This window comes from Saccharothrix ecbatanensis (genome assembly GCF_014205015.1).
GTDB lineage: Bacteria > Actinomycetota > Actinomycetes > Mycobacteriales > Pseudonocardiaceae > Actinosynnema > Actinosynnema ecbatanense.
In genome coordinates this window covers 4052666-4072356 of the sequence record NZ_JACHMO010000001.1, presented here as the reverse complement: position 1 = coordinate 4072356, position 19691 = coordinate 4052666, and the positions used below count along the sequence as shown (strand labels likewise).

The following is a 19691-nucleotide window of genomic DNA, read 5'->3' as shown; positions in this document are numbered from 1 at the left end:
GGACCCTCATGAGTGCTCCCGTCCGAAATCCGGCTCGCCCACCGTCGCCCGAGGTCGTCGCCCTCCCGCTGCCCGTCGACCCGGCTGAGGGACTCCTCACCGTCGTGATGTGGTCGTTGTCGTCCGGCACCCTGGTGTGCGCGGTGTCCGGCGAGGTGGACGTGTGCACCGCCCCGTGGCTGCGCGACCGCCTCTTGCCGCGGATCCACCTCGCCGGACCGGACCTGGTCGTGGACCTCGCCGAGGTGCGTTTCTTCGGCGCGGCCGGTCTCACCGTCCTGGTGGAGGCCAAGGCCGCGGCCGACGCGTCCGGCGTGGGATTCTGCGTCGTCGCCCGCACCCGCCCGGTGCTGCTGCCGCTGGCACTCACCGGACTGGACCTCGAATTCGACGTGCACCCGCACATCGACGGCGTGCCGACGCGGGGCGGCGTTCCCGGTCAGCGGCCTTCCCTGGTGGCGGTCTCCCTGGTCGACAGGCATTCGCAAGTCACAGCCGCAGCCGAAGTGAGCCGTCCCGGGCGAGGTGGGTCGCCGACCCGAACACCCGGCGCAGGTGCTCCGCGTCCTCGACCGACGCTCGCCGCAAGCTCAGCCGATCTGCCCGCATCGGCGTGATGCGGAGGTCGACCAGGTCGCCGGTGTCCGCGTCGACCGTGGGGAAGTACAGCGGCCGCAGGTCGTCGCGGTACTCCTCGTAGCCGCCGATCCCCTCGTAGTCGTTGACGAGGTCACCGCAGCCGTAGAGCGCGAGCTTGCCGTGGTGGACCTCGATCCGGCGCGGGTGGTGCGAGGAGTGCCCGTGCAGGATGTCGACGCCGCCGTCCAGCAGCCGGCGCCCGAACCGCACTTGATCCGCCGGAATGTCGTACCCCCAGTTCGAACCCCAGTGCAGGGAGACCACGACGACGTCACCGGGCTGCTTCACCCGCCGGACGCGGTCCACGACCCAGTCCGCCGTGGCGTCGGACAGGTCCGGGAGCAACGCGACCCCTGGCCGCTCGAAGGTCGCGCCCCACCGAAGTGGCACGCCGCTGGACCAGTGCCCGTACGAGAAGACGACGACTCGGGACGGTCCGGCGGGAACGATCGCCGGCGTCACGGCCTCACCCAGGTTCCTCCCCGCCCCGGTGGACGCGATCCCCGCCGTGGCCAGCGCGTCGAGCGTGTCGGCGAGCCCTCGCCGGCCGAAGTCGAGCACGTGGTTGTTGGCCAGTGCGCAGACATCGGGGCGGACCACTGTCAAGCAGCCGATGTTCTCGGGAGCCATCCGGTAGTGCACCACCTTGTCCCCGTCGACGTCGTCGCTGCGCGTGATGCTCGTTTCGAGGTTGATCACCCGCACGTCCGGATCCACGTCGTCCAGCTCGCCCACCGCTTCACCCCACGGCCACGCGAAGCCCACAGGCCGCGGAATCGGACCGCTGACCTCCTCGGCCAGGCCGACGTACCGAACGGCGTCCCGAACGCCCCGCTCCCACAACCGGGGGTCCCCGGGGCACGGCAGCACCTGGTCGACGCCCCGCCCGGTCATGACGTCACCGCAGAGGAACAGCGTCACCGAGGGCACCCGGCCTTCACCTCCGCCCCGCCGAAGTCCTGGACTACCCGCGCGCGTCCTGTTTGAGACCTGCGGGGTCGGGCAAGTCGCCCCTTTCGGCGGAGTGACCTGTCGCGGAACGGCGGGACCATGGCCTCGGGGGGCGCCATGGAATTCGACCGCAGAACCTTCATCCAGGCCACCGGACTCGTCGTCCTCGGGGCGTGGGACCGCGAGTGGGACCGGCTGCGCCGCGCGCTCACCGGCAGGCTGGTCCTACCTGGTGACGACGTCTACGAGACCGTGCGCCGGCCGTACAACACGGTGTACGCGCACCGCAGGCCGGCGGCCGTCGCGTTGTGCGCCGACGAATCCGACGTCGCGCGCTGCCTCGAATTCGCCGCACGGGAACGGATTCCGGTCGCAGCCCGCAGCGGCGGTCACAGCTATGCCGGCTACTCGGTGCCCGAGGACGGTCTGGTCATCGACCTGGCCGCCCTGAAGGCGATCCGGGTGGCAGACGACGGGCGAGCGCGGGTCGGCGCGGGCACCCGGATGATCGACCTCTACGACGAACTGGCCGGCGCGGGCCGACTGCTGCCCGCCGGGTCGTGCGCGACCGTCGGCATCGGCGGGCTCACGCTGGGCGGCGGGATCAGCGTCGTCGGCCGCAAGTACGGCCTGACCTGCGACCGCCTGCTCGCGGCACGGGTCGTGACGCCGGACGGCCGCGTGCGCCGTACCGACCGGCACACCGAGCCGGACCTGTTCTGGGCGCTGCGCGGCGGCGGTGGCGGCAACTTCGGCGTCGTCACGTCCTTCACGTTCGACACCGCGCCCGCGCCCGAGGTGGTCGTGTTCACGCTGGAGTTCCCGACGGGCGCGGCGACCGACGTGCTCGGCGCGTGGCAGGAGTGGATGGTGGGCACGCCGGACGGGCTGTGGACGGTGTGCAACGTCCTGTCCGGCACCCCGCCGGGCACCGGCGTCGTCGGCACCTGGATCGGGCCCGAACCCGAGTTGACCCGGCTGCTGGACCGGCTGACCGCGAAGGTCACGCCGACCACCCGCACTGAGGTGCCCATGGACTACGGCACCGCCATGAGGTACTTCGCCGGCTGCCTGCCCGCGTGCACACCCACCGACGGGTCGCCGTTCGTCGCCTCGTCGAGGATGCTGCACCGGCCGGTCGACCCGGCGCGGATCGTCGCCCTGCTGGCCGGACGGCGGGCGGGACGGGCCCAGTTCGACTCGTTCGGCGGCGCGATAGGCCGGGTCCGGCCGGAGGACACCGCGTTCCCGCACCGGCACGCCATCAGCAGCGTGCAGGTGTACGTGGACGTTGGGGACGTCGACGAGGCCGAAGCCCGCCGCATCCTGGCCGACCTGCGCGACGGGCTCGGCCCCCACACCGGTTACGTCAACTACATCGACCCCGACATGCCGGACTGGCAGACCGCCTACTACGGCCGCAACCTGCCGCGGTTGCGCCGCACCGCGCGCCGCTACGACCCGGACCGCGTGCTGGCGTTCCCGCAAGGCCTGGCTTGACGATCAGCCCAGCCGGTAGTCCACCGGCTGGGCTGAGCACATGTCACGTCACGGGTAGTCGACTCACGGGTAGTCGACGAGGTTGCTGGGCACGGTGCCCGGCTGCGTCACCCCTCCCGCGTCGTTGATCACGCGCGTGATGAGGCCCTGGTAGTTGAGCGAGACGGTCGCCATGTTGTGGAACCTCACGCCGGGCGTGTTGGGCACCTCGAAGGCGTGGTAGGAACTCACCGAGGGGTTGACGTTGAAGAAGCAGTAACTGCCCAACCCCCACGCCTCGTGCGTGGTGACGTGGTTTCCCACCTTGTACGCCGAGTACCCGTTGACACCCGGCGCGCTCATCCAGGACGCCTGGTTCGGCACGTCGTAGGGCATCTCGTTCTGGTAGAAGATCGTCCGGCCGCCCTGGCCGTTCCAGATCACCTGGTGCTTCTGGTAGTGCTCCACGAACAGGCCGGTCGCCAGGACGTTGTTGCCGTTGACGATGAGCCCCGTGTCGCCCGTCGCCTCCGTCCACCCCCACGTGCCCGCGTTGCCGTGGTCGGCGCGCCAGGCCCAGATGTGGTCGATGATCACGTCGTGGCTGTTCACGATCAGGCTCGTGGTCGCCTTGCCCGCGATCGCGCCGCCGATGCGGAAGAACACGTCCTGCAACGTCGTCGGGTTGGCCGCGTGACCGGCGTTCGAGCCCGCCGGGCCGACGGTCAGCAGCGCCGCCGAGTTGGTGGTGCCCGCGTCGAACAGGATGCCCTTGATCCGGACGCCGTCGACGTCGGCCACCTGCATGGCGTTGACCCCGTTGTCCGGGATCAGGGTCGGGTAGCCGATGCCCAGGACGACGGTGTTGGCCTTCGTCACGTTGAGCGTCTGGTTCAGGTGGTAGATGCCGGGCGTGAAGAACAGGTGGCAGCCCGCGGCCAGCGCGGAGTTGATGGACGACGCGGTGTCGCCCGCCTTCACCACGTAGAACTGGCTCATCGGCAGCGACGTGCCGGGAGTGCTGCCGTTCGCCCAGCTCGCGCCGGACGCGTTGGTGCGCAGCGAGGGCTGGAACACCCGGTACTTGCCCGCGCCGTCGATGTACAGGTAGGGCACGTCACGGGAGACGGGCGTGGTGGCCAGGTTCGTGTGCGGCGGGCTCGGGAACGCGGTCGGCGGAGCGCCGGGCGTGCCGGAGAACACCATGTTCCACACGCCGCCGGCCCAGCTGCCCAGGTTGCTGTCCCTGGTGTACCACTGCTGCTGCGACACCGACGAGGCCTGGCCGGAGACCTTGCTGTCGGCGATGTAGCCGCCGCTGGCGAAGCCGTAGCTCGCCGGGTAGAGCTGGAGGTTGCCGCGGATGTCCATCCGGCGGAACGGGGCGGCCTGCGCCACGGCCCAGCGGTTGGAGCCGCTGCTCGGGTTGACGGCCATGTTCTCCGCCGACCGCCAGAAGTTCTGGAGCGCCACGCCCTTGTCGGACTCGTTGAACGCGTCGACCGTGATGTCGCCGTTGATCACCACGTCACCGGGGTTCTGACCCAGGCCCGCGACCGAGGTGTAGTAGCCGACGTCGTCGTGCACGCTGTAGCTGCCCGGCTTGAACAGGTGAGCCACCCGCCGGTTGGCCATCTGCGCGGTGATGGTGTCCTTCTGCGCGTTGAAGTCCGCGTCGAGCTGCGCCTGGATGGTCGCGGCGGGCATGCTCGGGTCGAAGATCCGGGTGTTGGGGCCGAAGTTCGGGGTGTCGGACTGGGTGGGACACCCGGCCGACGTGCCGATCGTGTAGGTGGCACTGGCCACCGACGAGTTCGCCAGGCCGGACTTCAACGCGATCGCGTTGACCGTCCTGGTGGTGGGCACGCTGATCGGCCCGCTGTACAGCGTGGACGAGGCGGTGGGCGTCGAACCGTCCACTGTGTACCGGATGGTCGAACCCGAGGTGGCGGTGGAGATCGTCACCGTCTGCGCGGTCGCGTACTGGCCGCCCGCCGGGCTGAACGTCGGCGTGGCGACGGCGGCGCCGATGACGTAGGCCGCGGTCGTGACGGCCGAGTTCGGCTGACCGGACTTGAGGCCGATCGCCTTCACCGTCCGGCTGGTGGGCACGCTGATCGGCCCGCTGTACAGCGTGGACGAGGCGGTGGGCGTCGAACCGTCCACTGTGTACCGGATGGTGGCGCCCGAGGTGGACGTGGAGATCGTCACCGTCTGCGCCGTCGGGTACGTGCCCGCCGCCGGGCTGAACGTCGGCGCGGCGACCGGGGAGCTGACGTTGCCGTGGGTGTAGCTGAAGTGCGGCGTGTCGTACTGCGGACCGCTCTTCTCGTAGGTGAACCAGTAGTCCAGCACGGTGCCGGTCGTCAGGGAGCCGACCGTCTTCTGCCACGTCCCGGCGTTGTTCGTCATCCGGAAGTTCTGCTGGACCGCGCCGGCGGCGATGTAATGGACGTCGACGTAGAGCGCGGCAGTCGTCGGCCTGAAGTCGATCCGCGCCTGCGTGGCGTCGACCTGCGTGACGCCCTGGGTGTAGTCGGCTTCGGCCGCGGCGGTGCCCGTGACGGCCAGCAGGGCCGTCGAAACGGCTAAGGCGAACGCGGCCAGGCGCGATCGGCGACGGACGGGGTTGTGAGGGCTCCGGATCACGTTGGTGCCACCTCCGTGCAGGGGGAAACAGCCGGGTAAAACGCAGATGACGTGCGTGAGAGCGCTCTCACAACTGGAGACTAATACGGCAACCTCCCGACGGGAAGGGGTTGCACCGCAGAAACAAGCCGGATCCCCACAAGGACCTCCGCGCCAGAGCGCTCCTCGAACGCGCCGAGGCCGACCCGGAGCCGGTGAGGGTGTCGGCGGTGTTGTCGTGGGTGCGGTCCTCGACCGGGTCGGTGGCGGCGAGCAGGGTGTCGTCCAGGGTGGCCGGGATCTGCGCGCGCAGAGTTCCTGGATATGGTCAGGGTCGAGCCCGGTCGTGGATCGGTAGCGCACGTTTATTCAAAGACGTTGAGAAAATTGGAAAGTGAAGCAGAAAAGTTCTAAGGCACGTTCGTCCCTGTTCGGCAAGTGCGCTCCCCGCGCACGCGGGGCTGGTCCCGTCACCAGCCTCAGGCGCACCCTCGGCGCGTAGTGCTCCGCCGCGCACGTCGAGGCTGGTTTCGGGTCCGGGTTTCGGCCCGCGGGCGGCTGTCCTGTCCGGTGTTCACCTGACACTGCCGCGTCCCGGCGCCGGCTAGCGTACGGAGACGTTCCAGGCGCGCCTTTGTGTCGTCTGGTAGCCATCGTCGCTGTTGTCCTGGGGGCTGAGCCTGGCGGTCGCCGGGCCCGCCGCTGCGGCTACCGGAACCTGGAGGGCCTACGGTCGCTCAAGTCTGCGTGATCAGGCCGCCAAGCGGCGCGGGGAGGGTGCCGTCCAGGGTGGTCGGGATCTGCGCGCGGACTCCGGCGGTGTGACGTTGTAGTCGGGTGCGGTGAGGATCGGGGCGCCGTCGACCCAGCACGACCCGGCTCGCGAGCGCGTCGGGTAGGGGCGGGGCGTGGGGGCAGGTGACTCGCCCGATCAGCGGTGATCCGCCGGAAGGGTCCGGGAGACGGTGGGGTGGGAGACGCCGAACCGGTCCGCGGCGACGGTCCGGGCCAGGTCCTGGCGTAGCGGCACCAGGGTGATCGGCACGGATCGGTTCGGCCCGGCAAGGCGGGGCGTCCCACCCACTGGTCCGGTGATCCCAGGACCTGGTGGATCGGGGCGACGAGTTCCTGGATCAGGTCCGGGTCGAGCCCGGTCGTAGACCAGTAGCGCAACAGCCCGGACCCTTCGTGGTGGATCGTTTCTGTGAGCGGAAACCGACGCCGCCCAGGCGGGGCCGTTGCGCTGTCGCCCCCAAGATCAACCTTCTAATAACGCACTTATTGTGATCCGGTGATTTGCGACAGTTGACGAGGGCTTTAGTTGGGTTTACAGTGTATGTGACGCATTGATACGAATTGTATGTGACGCTTCATGGCGCTGGGGGTGGCGTGAGGCTCGACGTTTTCGGACGGGTGCGACTGCTGGGCGACGACGATCGTGAGATCGGGGTGGCCAGGGGTAAGATGACAGTGCTGCTGCTGGTTCTCGCGGCCAGCAGGGGGCAGATCGTCACCTTGAGCAGGCTGGTTCGGGCGTTGTGGGGTGACATGCCGCCACGGACCAGTATCGCGAGCCTGCACAACTACGTCTCCGCGCTCAGATCCGTGCTCGCGCAAGCCTCTCCGGGCGGTCAGCACCGGCTTCGCTCGGCCTCGCAGGGATATCAGCTCGACCTGGAACCGCACGAGTGCGACCTCGTCGAGTTCGAGCAGCTCGCCTCGGCGGGACAGACCGCCGCCCGGCAGGGGGATCAGGAAGAGGCGGTCCTGTTGCTGCGCAGCGCGTTGCAGCTCTGGCCGCGTGACGGCTCCTTGGGCGGTGGCCAGGCGGCGTCCAGCGCGTTGGTGGACGAGATGGCACAGCGCTGGGCGCACGCCGCGGTCACCGTCCACGAGGACTGCCTGGCCGCGGAGATCGAGCTCGGCCGGCACGGGGACGTGGTCATGGAGCTCCGGGAGCTGGTCGCCCGATATCCCTTGCGGGAGCAGCTGCGGGTGCTGCTGATGCGCGCATTGTGGATGTCCGGCGAGCGGGCCGAGGCCTTGGTGGTGTACGACGAGGCCCGGCGCACGCTCGTGGACGAACTCGGCTTGGAGCCCGGGCCCGAGCTGACCGCGTTGCAGGGCAAGATCCTGGCCGGTGACCCGCCACGGCGTCCGGTCGCGGGTACGGCGACGACCGATCCGCCGCGCCAGCTGCCGATGGCGGTGGCGGACTTCGTCGGCCGCGACGGCATCATCGAGCGCGTGACCGAGTTGTTCGGCGACAGCCGCTCGGTCGTGACGGTCTGCGCGAGCGGGCAGCCAGGAGTCGGCAAAACGGCCCTTATCGTCCACATCGGACACATGGTGGCCGGTCAGTTCCCCGACGGGCAGCTGTACGTCAACCTCGGTGGCGTGGAAGGCGCCAGGACGACCGAGGAGATCCTGGGGGAGATGCTGCGCGCGCTCGGCGTTCCCGGCACCGCGATCCCGGACGACCCCGGGCAACTCGCTGCGGAATACCGCAGCAGACTCGCGGGCCGGCGTGTGCTGGTCGTGCTCGACGACGCGGTGGACGAGGAACAGATCCGGCCGTTGCTGCCGGGCACCGGTGGCAACGCCGTGCTGGTGTCCAGCCGCAGGATGCTTGTCGCCGGGCTCAGCTCCGCCACCGGAGTCCAGCTCGGCCCATTGACCGAAACCGAGGCGTGGACGCTGTTCAGCACGATCCTGGGCGCCGAGCGGGTCGGCCGGGAACCGAGATCCGCGCGGGAGCTGGTCGACCTGTGCGGACGCCTGCCGCTCGCCATCCGGGTCGTCGCGTCCCGGCTGGCGACCCGACCGCACTGGTCGATGTCGGCGCTCGCCGCGCGGATGAGCGACCAGCACCAGCTGCTGGACGAGCTGACCATCGGTGAGCTCGACGTCCGGGCCGGCCTGGCCGTCTCCCACGGCGACCTCGGTGAACTCGAGCGGGTCGTGTTCCGCCGGTTCGCGCTGTCCCCGACCGCCACACTCGCCCCCTGGGCGTTGGGCGCGCTCGGCGGCGACACCCATCCGGACCGGTCGACCGACCGGGTGATCCACCAGTTGCTGACCAGTCACCTCATCGAGCCCGTGGCCGGCCGGTACGAGCGGTACACCATGCACGACGTGGTCCGTGCCTTCGCCCTCGAGCAGCTCTCGCCGGCCGACGGGGCGGTCACCGACCCCGCATCGCCCGCCCGCGCGGCGTTCCGGCGGCTGTTCGGCTCGCTGCACTCGCTTGTCCGGCTGGCACACCAGCACCTGCCGCCGTCACCGGGCTGGCTCACGCCGCAGCCGGCCGACCCGGACGTCGATCTGCCCGCCGACGTGTGCGACTTCGTCCGGCAGGACCCGCTGCGCTGGTACAGCGCGGAGATCAGCACCCTGATGACCGTGCTGCCGAAAGCCGCGGAGCTGGGCTGGTACCGCGAGGCGCTCGACGCGGCCGAGCGGTTGAGCGGCTTCCTGGCGACCAAGCACCGGATGTCGGAGATCGAGCAGCTGTTCTCCGCGGTGGCCGCCGCCTGTGGCGACGACCTGTGGGCGAAGACGCGAGCCGGCTTCGGCCTCGCCCAGGTCTGGGTGCTGGCCGGCCGGTCCGCTGAGGCCGCCGAGATCCTCGCCCGGTGCTGCGACGTGTTCGAGGCGGCCGCCTGCGACCTGCCGGCGCTGACCAACAGCTTGGTGCTGCTCAGCTTCTGCCGAGGGCAGCAAGGAGATCTCGCGGCCGCGGAGACGCTGGCGCGCAAGGCGTTGCGGGCCAGCCGCGGCACGGACGAGCCGCGAGCAACGATCTGGGCGCTGCGGCAGCTCGGTCACGTGCTGGCCAGGCGAGGCGACAGCGCCGGAGCGGTCCTGGCACTCCGCCGCGCGGCCACCCTCGCGGAGCAGCTCGACGAGATCAACTTGCACGCGATCGTCCTGAGCAGCCTGGCCACGGCGTTGATCGATCTCGGCGAGATCGACCTGGGGGACGAGTCGTGCCGCCGCGCGATCGAACTCCTGGACCAGCTCGATCAGCCGATCGCGTCGACCTATCTGCGGATATCGCTCAGCCGGGTTTACGAGATGCGTGGGGAGATACGGGAGTCCGTCGAGCTGACGGAGAACGCGCTGCAAGCGTTCCGGCAGTTCGACGACTCCAAGCCGCGCGTGCACGCCCAGCACCGGCAGGCGTTGGACGGGCTGCACATCCGGGGCGTGGCCGCGCCCGTGGCGGTGCGGCGGCTGGTCGACGCCGCGAGCGATGAGCTGGGCGTTTTCGGTCGCGCGTGGGAACTGGACGTCACCTGGCGGCCGACGCGTGCACCCGGAACCGGTCAAGCCTGGACCAATGATCGGTCCATTAGAGGATTATTAGGGGACCTGGGCAGACTGAGATGATCGTATCTGGGAGCAGGTGGTCTGCGGTGACATGTGCGTATCGAGACGCCAGGACAGGGCTCTGTGTGCGCCAGCTCTGTCCGGCAAATTGTGGTATATCGGAGTAGCTCACCGGAGCGATTCGCTCGGAGGCGAATCGCCGGGCTCCGGCGGGGCACTGAACGGCCCTGACCTGGCTGTTTCTGTGCCGCAGCGAGGTCTGCCGGAGGTGTGAATCATGGGGAATCGCACGCGGTAACGGACATAACGGCTTGCGTCCAAGATCCGCACAGGGTCGCTGCGGAATTCCACTGTAGATCGTCGGTGCGTCTTGAATGGCGACAGGGCGAGGACTGTCGCGGCTGAAGCGGATCCATGTTGATTGGGTCGGGGGATTCCATGCGCGTAGTTCCAAGCCTGGGAGGCTGTCATGCATGAGCGTGAGTTGAGAGCATTCGTCCTGATCGCTGACATCGGGCGGATGGACATGGCCGCGAAGAAGCTCGGTTACTCGCAGCCGGCGATCAGCTACCACATCAAGTGCCTCGAACAGGCACTGCGGACGAAGCTCCTGGTCCGCAATCCCACGGGCGCACAACTGACGTCCGAGGGCAGAATGATCTTACCGTCGGTGCGCGCGGTGCTGATGTTGCTCGACAACATCAAGGATGTCTCGCACCGGGCGGCGGCCGCGGCGGCTGCCATGCCGCTGGTGGCCGGGATCAAGTAAGAGGACCGATCGACCGGTGCGGCCCCGAGGTGGAAGTCACCTCGGGGCCGCACCGTTTCGCCGTCTGGATCAGCCGGTCACACCTGACGCTCAGCGGACGTCGACAGCTTCGGTCACCACTTCGTAGACGCCGTTGAGGTTGACCATCCGGGTCAGCTCGGACTGGTCGATCACCACGCCGAAAGCCTTCTCCAGCGAGGCGAGGATCTCGATCGCCCGGAGCGAGTCCGCGTCGTGGTCCTCGCTGAACAGGCTGGTGTCCGTGACCTCGCTCTCCTCCAGTTCGAGGACGTCGCAGACGATCTCCTTGATACGGGCCATGCGTGCGGTGTCGATAGCGGTTGTCACCTCGGGCCACTCCTTCATGCGTGCCGTTCCCGGCTCTTACCGGCGATTGCCCCACCTGTCCTAGTGGAACTCGCCGCGGGGCCACAAGCAGGCTTCAACTTCTTGAGTACACCGCTCATCAGGCGATTGCAGGTTTAGCAGAATCCAGCAGGCGCAACAACCTCGCATCCACATCGTCGAAGCGCACTGGCCCGCCGCCGCCGGATACGTAGCCTTGGTTCGACGACACCAGCCGCCATCGGCCGGCGTCGGACATGTCCGATGAACTATGGCGCGAGATCGGGATCCGCCCGTGCATCGGCGCTAGCTGAGGGGGACATCATGGCGATCGCTTCTCCCGTCGTCGCGGCCGGCACCGCACCGAAACGCGTGGTGCTGACCGGTTTCGGGGTCTTCTCGAGTATCGGCATCGGCGCCGAGGAGTTCGCTGAAGGGCTGCGCGCCGGCCGTAGCGGCGCGCAGCCGATCACCATGTTCGACACCGAGGGTTTCGCGCACGCCAACGGCTGTGAGGTGGCCGGCTTCGAGCCGGAGAAGTGGATCACCAACACGCCGGTGCGGGAATTGGGGCGTGCCACCCGATTCGCCACTGCCGCGGCGCGGATGGCCGTGCAGGACGCGGGTTTCACCGAGGATGAGCTGCGCGGGCAACGCGGCTTGATCTCCATCGGGACGACCGACGGCGAGTCGTACGAACTGGACCAGCTGGTGGCGAGCGAGCTGTCCGACGGGCCGGCGGCGATGGAACCCGTCGTCACGGGCCGGATCAACGCGCAGCGGCTGTCCGTCGCCATCGCCCGTGAGCTCGGACTGACCGATGTGGAGGCGTGCACGATCGCGACCGCCTGCTCGGCGGGCAACTACTCGATCGGGTACGGGTTCGACATGGTCCGCACCGGCGAGGTCGACTTCGCGCTGTGCGGTGGCGCGGATGCCATCTGCCGCAAGACTTTCACCGGGTTCTACCGGCTCGGCACGATCGCGCCTGACGTCTGCCGCCCGTTCGACGTCGACCGCAAGGGAATTCTCACCGGCGAGGGATCCGGTGTGCTGGTGCTGGAAAGCCTGGAGTCCGCGCTGGCGCGGGGCGCCCGGATCTACGCCGAGGTGCTCGGCTATGGGCTGAACTGCGATGCCTACCACCAGGTCGCGCCCAATCAGGAGAGCGTGGCGCGCTGCATGGCGCTGGCTCAGGAGAACGCGGGTGTGAAGCCGCATGAGATCGACCTGATCTCGGCGCACGGCACCGGGACGAAGGCCAACGACATCACCGAGACCCGCGCGATCCGCAGCGTGTTCGGCGACACTCCACCCCGGACGGTGTCGCTGAAGTCCATGCTGGGTCACACGATGGGCGCCGCGAGTGCGCTGGCGGCGATCGCCTGTTCGCTGGCGATCACCCACGGCTTCATCCCGCCGACGATCAACCACCGCCGGACGGACCCGGAATGCGAGATCGACTGCGTGCCCAACCACGCGGTCGAAGCGGACCTGCGGATCGTGCAGAACAACGGCCTCGCTTTCGGCGGCAACAACTCCGTCGTCATTCTCGGCAAGTACACCGGGCAGGACCGATGAGCCTGAGGATAGCCGGAATCGGCGCGATGGCCAGTGTCGGCCACGACGCCGCCGAGGTGTTCGAGAACCTGTGCGCCGGCCGGGGTGCGCCCAACGTCCTGCGCGGCTTCGACCGGTCCTGGTTCACCGCGGACCAACTGTTCGAGATCGACGACCGCCCAGTGCCGGGCGCCGACGTCCCCGGCCGGGCCACGGCGTTCCTGCTCGACGTGGTGGGTCAGGCCCTCGCCGACGCGGGGCTGCCCGCACAGCTGGACGATATCCCGGTCCTGGTGGGAACCGGGCTGCGCGAGTTGCGCTCGGTCGAACTGTGGTGGCGCGAAAGTGCGAAGTTCCCGGTCGATCGGTTGCACTTCGGCACGGCGCTGCGGGAACGCTTCGGCGCCGTCGACACTCACACGTTCGCCAACGCCTGCTCAGCCTCGTTGTACGCCTTGGCCTTGGGCGCCGATCTGATCAGGATGGACGAGGCGGACACCGTGATCGTCGCCGGTGTCGACTCCGTCACGACAAGCATGTACGGGTTGGCCGACCGGTTCCAGCCGTCACCACCGGATCGAGTGCGGCCCTTCGACCGCAACCGCAAGGGCACGATCCTCGGCGATGGGGCGGCCGCGGTCGTGTTGCGGCGGGACACGGGACGCCACGGCGTGCTGCGCTCGGTCGGCATCAACTGCGACGCACGCCATCCCACCGCCCCCGACCGGAACGGGATCACCTCCGCGATGCGGCTGGCACACGAGTTGGCCGGAGTGCGGCCGCGGGACATCGATCTGGTGCTCCTGCACGGAACCGGGACCCCGCTCAACGACGAGGTGGAAGCGCGTGCGTTCGGCGAGGTGTTCGGCGCCGACGCGGGCCGGCCGCTGCTGACCGGCATCAAGTCGATGACCGGGCACACCTCCGGTTCGGCAGGCGTGCTCAGCCTGATCGTGGCGCTGCGCGCACTCGCCACCGGCACGGTGCCCCCGATCACCGCGGTCGACGATCCGATCGACGAGGTCGCGGGCTACCGGATGGTGCTGGGCACCGCCGCGTCGGAACCCCTGTCCATGGCGCAGGTCAACGGGTTCGGCTTCGGCGGCGTCAACGCGGTCGCGGTCGTGGAGGCCGCACGATGAACCTGGCGATCACCGGCGTCGGCCTGGCTCTGCCGGGCGATGCGTCCATAACGGATCTGCTCGGTCCGGTCATGGCCCGTGCGTGTGCGGTGGATCCCGCCTCCCGGCTCGGCCGGAAAGGCCTGCGCTTCAAGGACCGCGCGACCCAGTTGGGGCTGTGCGCGGCCGACGAGGCGCTGCGGGCAGCCGGACTGTGGAACCCCGACCTCGCCCCCGATGAGCGGCTGACCGTGCCGGGGGAGTCGGTCGCCGTGGTCGTGAGCTCGAACCTCGGCAACATCGACACCGTGTGCCGGGTCGCGCAGACGATCGGCGAGGAGGGATCCCGCTCGCTCAGCCCGATGGACACCCCGAACGCTTCCAGCAACATCCTGGCCTCCGACGTGGCCATCCGGTTCGGGCTGCGCGGACCCAACCTGATGGTCTGCAACGGCGCGACGTCCGGGCTGGACGCCGTGCACTGGGCGAGCACCATGCTGAGAAGCGGGCGGGCCGAGTACGTCGTCGTGCTCGGAGTCGAGCCGGACAACGAGATGGTGCGTCAGCTGACCGACACCGGGCGAGTGCTCGACGGTGCCGCCGCCGTCGTCCTGGAGGTCCCGGAGCACGCCAAGAGCCGCGGCGTCACGGCGTGTGCCGAAGTCGGCCGGTACGTCAGAACCGCGGGCATGGCCGAGTGCGTCGACCGGCTGACTTCGGTGGACACCCCCCACGTCTGGTTCACGCCGGAAGGCACCGGAAAGCGCCCGGAAGCGCTCGCCGGAACCATGCGGCTCGACATCGCCGGCCGACGGGGACTGTGCTACGGCGCACTCGGCGTCCTGCAATGCGCCGCGGCGGCGGGGTGGTTCGCCCAGGGCGGTGACGGGCCGGTCCTGGCGTTGGCGGGGAACGACTCCGACGACGCCACCGCCGGTGTCCTGTTGTACGCGGGGGCCACGGGTGACTGACTTCGAGCTGCCGCCGACCGCGACGCGGCGCAGGGCGGCATCCGGTGCGGCCCCGCAGCGGATTCTGTTGCTGCACGGAATGGCCAACAGCTCCGCGGTTTGGGACGCCGCGCTGCCCTTGTTCGCACCGCACGTCGAAGTGTGGGCCGCGGACCTGCCGTGGCGTGGCGGCGCCGAGCCCGGTTGGAGTCATCATCCCGATCCGGCGCACTGGATCGCCGACGTGCTCGGCACTGTCCCCGGTGGCGTGGACGCTGTTGTGGCGCACTCGTTCTCAGCGGTGCTGACCCTGGAACTGCTCGCCCGTGAAGCGGCTGATGGCGTTGACGTCGCAGAAGCGCACGGGGTGCGCGGCATGGTGCTCGTGTCGCCGTTCTACCGCAGGACGACCGAGGAGTTCCGCTTCGAGGTCGTCGGCAAGCTGGTGCACGAGTTCGAGCTGGCGATGCGCGAAGGCATCCGGACGCGCACCGGACGCCGGATCGACGAGGCCATCCACGCCGAGATGACGCGCCTGGTGTGCGAACGCGTTGGCCCATACGGGTGGCTGCGATTCCTCGGCAGCTATCTGCGCACGCCCTGGCTGCGACCTGAACTGCTCGGCTTGCCCTGCGCCACGATCGCGGGAAGCCTGGATCGGACCGCGCCTTCCGCTGAGGCCCAAGTCCTCGCCGACGTCCTGCCGGTCGGCCGGGCGCACCTGTTCGAGGGGTGCGGCCACTTCCCGATGATCGAGCAGCCCGCGGCGTTCGCGTCGACGGTGGACACGTTCCTCGAATCCGTCACGGTCCCGGCCGGGACCGCCGTTCCCGTCACCGGTGGGAGACAACTGTGACATCGACAGCCATGACAACGCTGCTGGCCGGGCCGACCCGGGTGGTGCTGCGACCCTCGTTCGAGGGCAGCAACATCAGCTTCGCGATCGGCTTCAAGCACGTCAACTACCTGGCCGAGGCCGCCGTGCTGGAGCACTTCCGCAGTGCCGGGCTGGCGCCCGGCGCGCTGTACGAGAAGTTCGGGCTCGGCTTCGACGTCGTGCACCTGGCGACCAGGCTCGGCTCGGTGATCCACGGCGACGACAGCGTGACGTGCGAGGTGCGTCCGACCACCAAGGACGGCGACACCACCCTCGGGTTCACCGTTGCCATGTTCGTCGACCGGGACGGCCGCGAGACCAAAGCGGTCACGTCCAAGGTCCGGGTGGCGCTGCGGATCGACGACCACGTCAAGCCGGCCGAGCCGGTCCCGGCGGAACTGGCCGCGTTCGCGTTGCCACGGCTGGCCACCGCTGTGCCACAGCCCTTGACCGCGCGGCCGGGCACGTCGCTCGACCTCACCACCGGCCGGGGGACCACCGGGCCGGACCCGGTGCTGGACGAGCTGGTCGCCGGCCGCAACGCCTTCGGCTGGAAGTGGCGTGTGCCGTACTTCTACTGCCACTTCTCCGAGCGGATGCACATGTCGGGCTTCCTGCGGGTGCTGGAGGAGGTCGTCGACCTGTTCCTGGCCGACCGAGGCCTGCCGATCAGGCCGGTGCTGCACGGCCGCGGCTGGATCCCGGTGGTGACCCGCTCGGAGATCGAGTTGGTCGACGAGGTGCTGATGGAAGAGGATCTGTACACCGTCTACACCGTGCAGGACGTCTTCAAGGAGATGCTCTACACGTCCACGATGGACTGCTACGTGGTGCGGGACGGCATGCTGGTGCCCGTTGCGACCGGCACCATCACGCACGGCTACATGACCGAACGCGAGGCCAACGACTGGGCCTTGGTCAACTTCGACGAGGACGCCCTCGCCGCGTTCCGCGGTGAGCGGGCCGCGCAGCCGGCAGGTGTGGCATGAGCGCGTCGGCCATCAGCGCGATCCGGCCGACGATCTCCTTGTGGTCGGCCGTGTCCCCGTACGGGATCGGCCGGGATGCCTTCATCGAGGGCATCGGGTCGCAACCGGATCCCGCCGTGCAGCTGGACCAGGACCGGTGGCACGCGGCGGAGGACCACGCGTGCCTGGTGCCGGGCTTCGAAATCCGGGACGTGCTCGGCAAGAAGGGCACCCGGTCGATGGACCGGGTGAGCGCGCTCGCGGTCACCGCGTCGGGCGAGTTGCTCCGAAACGCTCCGGTCGAGGGCGACGGCCGGGACATCGGCCTGGTGCTCGGGACGACCACCGGCAGCGTGCAGAGCATGATGGACTTCACCAGGACCTCGATGACCGCGGAACACCCGTTCTACGTGGACCCCGCGGTGATCCCCAACATCGTGCTGAACTGCGCGGCCAGCCAATGCGCGATCTGGCACCAGCTCAGAGGGCCGAACACCACGGTCGCCGGCGGCCGTGGCTCCACCCTGCTCGGTCTCGGCTACGCGGCCAGGTTGCTGGCCTCGGGCCGCGCGAGCAAGGTCCTCTGCGGCGCCGCGGAGGAGTTCTCCGGCGCGCGCTCGTGGCTGGACCGGCACACCCGTGGCGCCGACGCGGGCGATGTCGTGCTCGGCGAAGGCTCGGCGATGCTGCTGATCGAGCCAGGCGACCGGCGCGACCGCCCGCCGATGGCGCAGATCCTCGCTGTCGAGTCGATGGTCTACCTGGACGGCGATGTCACCACCACGCTGCGCAAGTGCGTCGACCGGGCGCTGCGCAACGCCAAGGTCAAGGCGTCGGAGGTGTGGGCGGCCCTGCCCAGTGCGCTGCCCGGCCTGGCCGGCGAGCAGGAGCGCGCGCTGTTGAGCGGGATGTTCGACAGCTCGGCACTCACCAGGGTCCCGGATGTAGGGCGGCTCGGCGACACTTCGGCCGCGACCTCGGCCTTCCAGATCGTGTCGCTGCTCGCCGTCGCGGAACGCACGTCCGGCGCGGCTGGGAACGCGGCCGTGGTGACCACTGTGGACAGGGACGGGACAGTGGCCTGCGCCGTGCTGCGGCTGCTGGTGCACTGCCCGCCGAAGATCGGTCTTTCCGGCGCCCTTCGCGGGAAAGCGGAGAAATGAGGAGCGGACAGATGTCGAGCGCGCCTACGAACCAGGTCGAGATCGAGGATCTGCGCCGGATCGTCGCCGCCACCATTGACGAGGACGCCGACCGGCTCGCCGACGACACGGATTTCGTCGACGATCTCGGGGTCGACTCGCTGATGGCGTTGGAAGTGCTGGCCGTGCTGGAGAAGAAGTACGGTGTGCGCTTCGCCGAGCGGGAGATGCGCGAGGTCCGGACGGTCCGTGACGCCCACCGGGTGGTCAGCGCCAAGTTGACGGGCTCATGACCGGCCTCGTCAGGGCGCCTGTCCACGTCCTGCGGCAGGCGACGGCCGACGGAACCGGCTGGACCGCGCAGGCCGCCGTCGAGGTGGACATCACCGAGCCCTTGTTCGCGGGCCACTACCCGGACTTCCCGATCTTCCCAGGGGTTTGTGTCGTGGACTCGGTGCACCGGAGCGCGCTCGCCACCGTTCCCGAGCCGTCCGGCACCGTGACGCTCACCAGCGTCGAGTCGGCGCGGTTCCTCGGCGCGGTTTTCCCAGGAGACGTGCTGCGCATGGAGCTGACCTGGCAGTTCGACGGCCAGAACTGGTTGTGCGCGGGGAGTGCCTCGACCGACCGGGGCGAGGCGGCCACCGTGCGGCTGCGATACCGGGTGGGTGAGACCTCGTGACCGACGCGGTGATCAGGAAGCCCGCCGCGCTGGAGGCCGACGCCATCCGGGCCCTGCTTCCCCACCGCTTCCCCATGTTGCTGCTCGACCGTGTTCTCGAAGTCGAGCCAGGACAGCGGCTGACCGCGGTGAAGGCGATCACCGCGAACGAACCGTGGTACGCCGACGGCGGTGATCCCGGATACCAGCCGGTGCTGCTGATCGAGTCCTGGGGCCAGGCCGCCGGTGTGCTCGCACTGCTCAGCGAGCCGGGCACCGATCTGCTGGACGGCCGCGTCATGCTGTTCGGCTCGATGTCCGGCGTGGAAATCCACCGGCGGGTCCTGCCCGGCGACGTGCTCGAGCACCGGGTCAAGGTGTTCCGCTCGCTGGGCGACACGGTGATCTTCGAAGGGGAGTGCGTGACCGCCGGTGAGCCGGTGCTCACGGTGAACCGGATGGTGATGGCGTTCCGCACGCCCGACGAGCCGCCAGGAGGAAGGCGATGACGGACGACAAGCCCGGGGTGGCGGTGGTGAGCGGAGGCAGCCGGGGCATCGGCCGGGCGACAGTGCTGCGCTTGGCACGCGACGGCTTCGACGTGAGTTTCTGCTACCGCTCGGACGAGCAGGCCGCCAAGTTGCTGGTGAAAGAGATCGAAGAGCTGGGAGTGCGGGCGCTGGCCGTCGCCGCGGACGTGGCCGACGCCGACGCGGTCCGCTCGTGGATCGAACGCACCGAGCAAGAGCTGGGTGACGTGTCGGTCGCCGTGACGTCGGCGGGCATCACCAAGGACAACCCGCTCGTGCTGATGCCGGACGAGGACTGGAACGCGGTGCTGGACACCAACTTGGACGGTGTCTACCACGTCTGCCGGTCGGTGGTGTTCGGCATGATGAAGCGCCGCAGCGGCGTGGTGGTCAACATCTCGTCGGTGGCGGGCGTGTACGGCAATCCGACGCAGACGAACTACTCCGCCGCCAAGGCCGGGATCATCGGCTTCTCCAAGGCGCTGGCCAAGGAGACCGGCCGGTACGGAATCCGCGTCAACGTGGTGGCTCCGGGATTCATCGAGACCGACATGACCTCCGGGCTGACGGAGAAGGCGCGCACGCGGGCACTGGAGTCCGTGCCGCTCGGCCGGATGGGCACCGCGGACGAGGTCGCGGGTCTGGTGGCCTATCTGGCAGGCGAGGGGGCCGGGTACATCACCGGATCGGTCTTCCAGATCGACGGCGGCATCACCATCTGAGCGGGAAAGGAAACCCA

General features: G+C 69.3%; 17 protein-coding genes and 1 pseudogene. 14 read left to right on the top strand and 4 right to left on the bottom strand.

The features are described from left to right. Positions 1–8 precede the first annotated feature (8 nt). Positions 9–398 (top strand): annotated as a pseudogene (locus F4560_RS44685) (STAS domain-containing protein); the annotation flags it as partial. A 91-nt stretch (positions 399–489) separates the two neighbouring features. Here the strand turns inward: F4560_RS44685 and F4560_RS16770 are convergent. Continuing rightward, the gene (locus F4560_RS16770; protein WP_184921084.1) at positions 490–1569 is read right to left on the bottom strand and encodes a CapA family protein; all 1080 of its coding nucleotides are present in this window, start codon (positions 1567–1569) and stop codon (positions 490–492) included. A 138-nt stretch (positions 1570–1707) separates the two neighbouring features. Between F4560_RS16770 and F4560_RS16765 the strand changes: the two genes are divergently transcribed. After that, positions 1708–3090, top strand: coding sequence for an FAD-binding oxidoreductase (locus tag F4560_RS16765; protein WP_184921083.1), 1383 nt, complete (start codon positions 1708–1710; stop codon positions 3088–3090). Positions 3091–3153: 63 nt separating this feature from the next. On the opposite strand, the gene F4560_RS16760 is transcribed toward F4560_RS16765, so the two are convergent. Beyond that, positions 3154–5718, bottom strand: coding sequence for a pectate lyase-like domain-containing protein (locus F4560_RS16760; protein WP_221483529.1), 2565 nt, complete (start codon positions 5716–5718; stop codon positions 3154–3156). 1368 nt (positions 5719–7086) lie between these two features. Between F4560_RS16760 and F4560_RS16755 the strand changes: the two genes are divergently transcribed. After that, positions 7087–10089 (top strand): AfsR/SARP family transcriptional regulator, encoded by a 3003-nt coding sequence (locus F4560_RS16755; protein ID WP_184921082.1) that lies wholly within the window; start codon positions 7087–7089, stop codon positions 10087–10089. 409 nt (positions 10090–10498) lie between these two features. Beyond that, positions 10499–10798, top strand: a complete 300-nt coding sequence (locus F4560_RS16750; protein WP_184921081.1) for a LysR family transcriptional regulator — start codon at positions 10499–10501, stop codon at positions 10796–10798. Positions 10799–10888: 90 nt separating this feature from the next. On the opposite strand, the gene F4560_RS16745 is transcribed toward F4560_RS16750, so the two are convergent. Next, the gene (locus F4560_RS16745; RefSeq protein ID WP_312869324.1) at positions 10889–11146 is read right to left on the bottom strand and encodes an acyl carrier protein; all 258 of its coding nucleotides are present in this window, start codon (positions 11144–11146) and stop codon (positions 10889–10891) included. A 118-nt stretch (positions 11147–11264) separates the two neighbouring features. Next, positions 11265–11444, bottom strand: a complete 180-nt coding sequence (locus tag F4560_RS16740; RefSeq protein WP_184921077.1) for a hypothetical protein — start codon at positions 11442–11444, stop codon at positions 11265–11267. Positions 11445–11467: 23 nt separating this feature from the next. Between F4560_RS16740 and F4560_RS16735 the strand changes: the two genes are divergently transcribed. Genes F4560_RS16735 through fabG form a run of 10 tightly spaced genes read left to right on the top strand, consistent with a single transcriptional unit; the run spans position 11468 to position 19674 of the window. After that, positions 11468–12724 carry a beta-ketoacyl-[acyl-carrier-protein] synthase family protein gene (locus tag F4560_RS16735; RefSeq protein ID WP_184921075.1) on the top strand — a complete coding sequence of 419 codons (1257 nt, stop codon included), beginning with the start codon at positions 11468–11470 and terminating at the stop codon, positions 12722–12724. After that, positions 12721–13845, top strand: coding sequence for a beta-ketoacyl synthase N-terminal-like domain-containing protein (locus F4560_RS16730; RefSeq protein ID WP_184921073.1), 1125 nt, complete (start codon positions 12721–12723; stop codon positions 13843–13845). The genes F4560_RS16735 and F4560_RS16730 overlap by 4 nt, the downstream gene beginning before the upstream one ends. After that, complete coding sequence (locus F4560_RS16725; RefSeq protein WP_184921071.1) at positions 13842–14795, top strand: beta-ketoacyl synthase N-terminal-like domain-containing protein; 954 nt, start codon at positions 13842–13844, stop codon at positions 14793–14795. The genes F4560_RS16730 and F4560_RS16725 overlap by 4 nt, the downstream gene beginning before the upstream one ends. Next, positions 14788–15630 carry an alpha/beta fold hydrolase gene (locus F4560_RS16720; protein WP_221483528.1) on the top strand — a complete coding sequence of 281 codons (843 nt, stop codon included), beginning with the start codon at positions 14788–14790 and terminating at the stop codon, positions 15628–15630. Before F4560_RS16725 ends, F4560_RS16720 begins: the two co-directional genes overlap by 8 nt. 11 nt (positions 15631–15641) lie before the next feature. After that, positions 15642–16640: a hotdog family protein gene (locus tag F4560_RS16715; RefSeq protein WP_184921069.1), complete on the top strand. Its 999-nt coding sequence runs from the start codon at positions 15642–15644 to the stop codon at positions 16638–16640. After that, the gene (locus F4560_RS16710; RefSeq protein ID WP_184921067.1) at positions 16637–17782 is read left to right on the top strand and encodes a beta-ketoacyl synthase N-terminal-like domain-containing protein; all 1146 of its coding nucleotides are present in this window, start codon (positions 16637–16639) and stop codon (positions 17780–17782) included. The genes F4560_RS16715 and F4560_RS16710 overlap by 4 nt, the downstream gene beginning before the upstream one ends. Positions 17783–17793: 11 nt before the next feature. Beyond that, positions 17794–18054, top strand: a complete 261-nt coding sequence (locus tag F4560_RS16705) for an acyl carrier protein (RefSeq protein WP_184921065.1) — start codon at positions 17794–17796, stop codon at positions 18052–18054. Further along, on the top strand, positions 18051–18443 hold the full coding sequence (locus tag F4560_RS16700; protein WP_184921063.1) for a 3-hydroxyacyl-ACP dehydratase FabZ family protein: 393 nt from the start codon (positions 18051–18053) through the stop codon (positions 18441–18443). Before F4560_RS16705 ends, F4560_RS16700 begins: the two co-directional genes overlap by 4 nt. Next, complete coding sequence (locus tag F4560_RS16695; protein WP_221483527.1) at positions 18440–18931, top strand: 3-hydroxyacyl-ACP dehydratase FabZ family protein; 492 nt, start codon at positions 18440–18442, stop codon at positions 18929–18931. The genes F4560_RS16700 and F4560_RS16695 overlap by 4 nt, the downstream gene beginning before the upstream one ends. Then, positions 18928–19674, top strand: a complete 747-nt coding sequence (fabG, locus tag F4560_RS16690; protein ID WP_184921061.1) for a 3-oxoacyl-[acyl-carrier-protein] reductase — start codon at positions 18928–18930, stop codon at positions 19672–19674. The genes F4560_RS16695 and fabG overlap by 4 nt, the downstream gene beginning before the upstream one ends. Positions 19675–19691 lie beyond the last annotated feature (17 nt).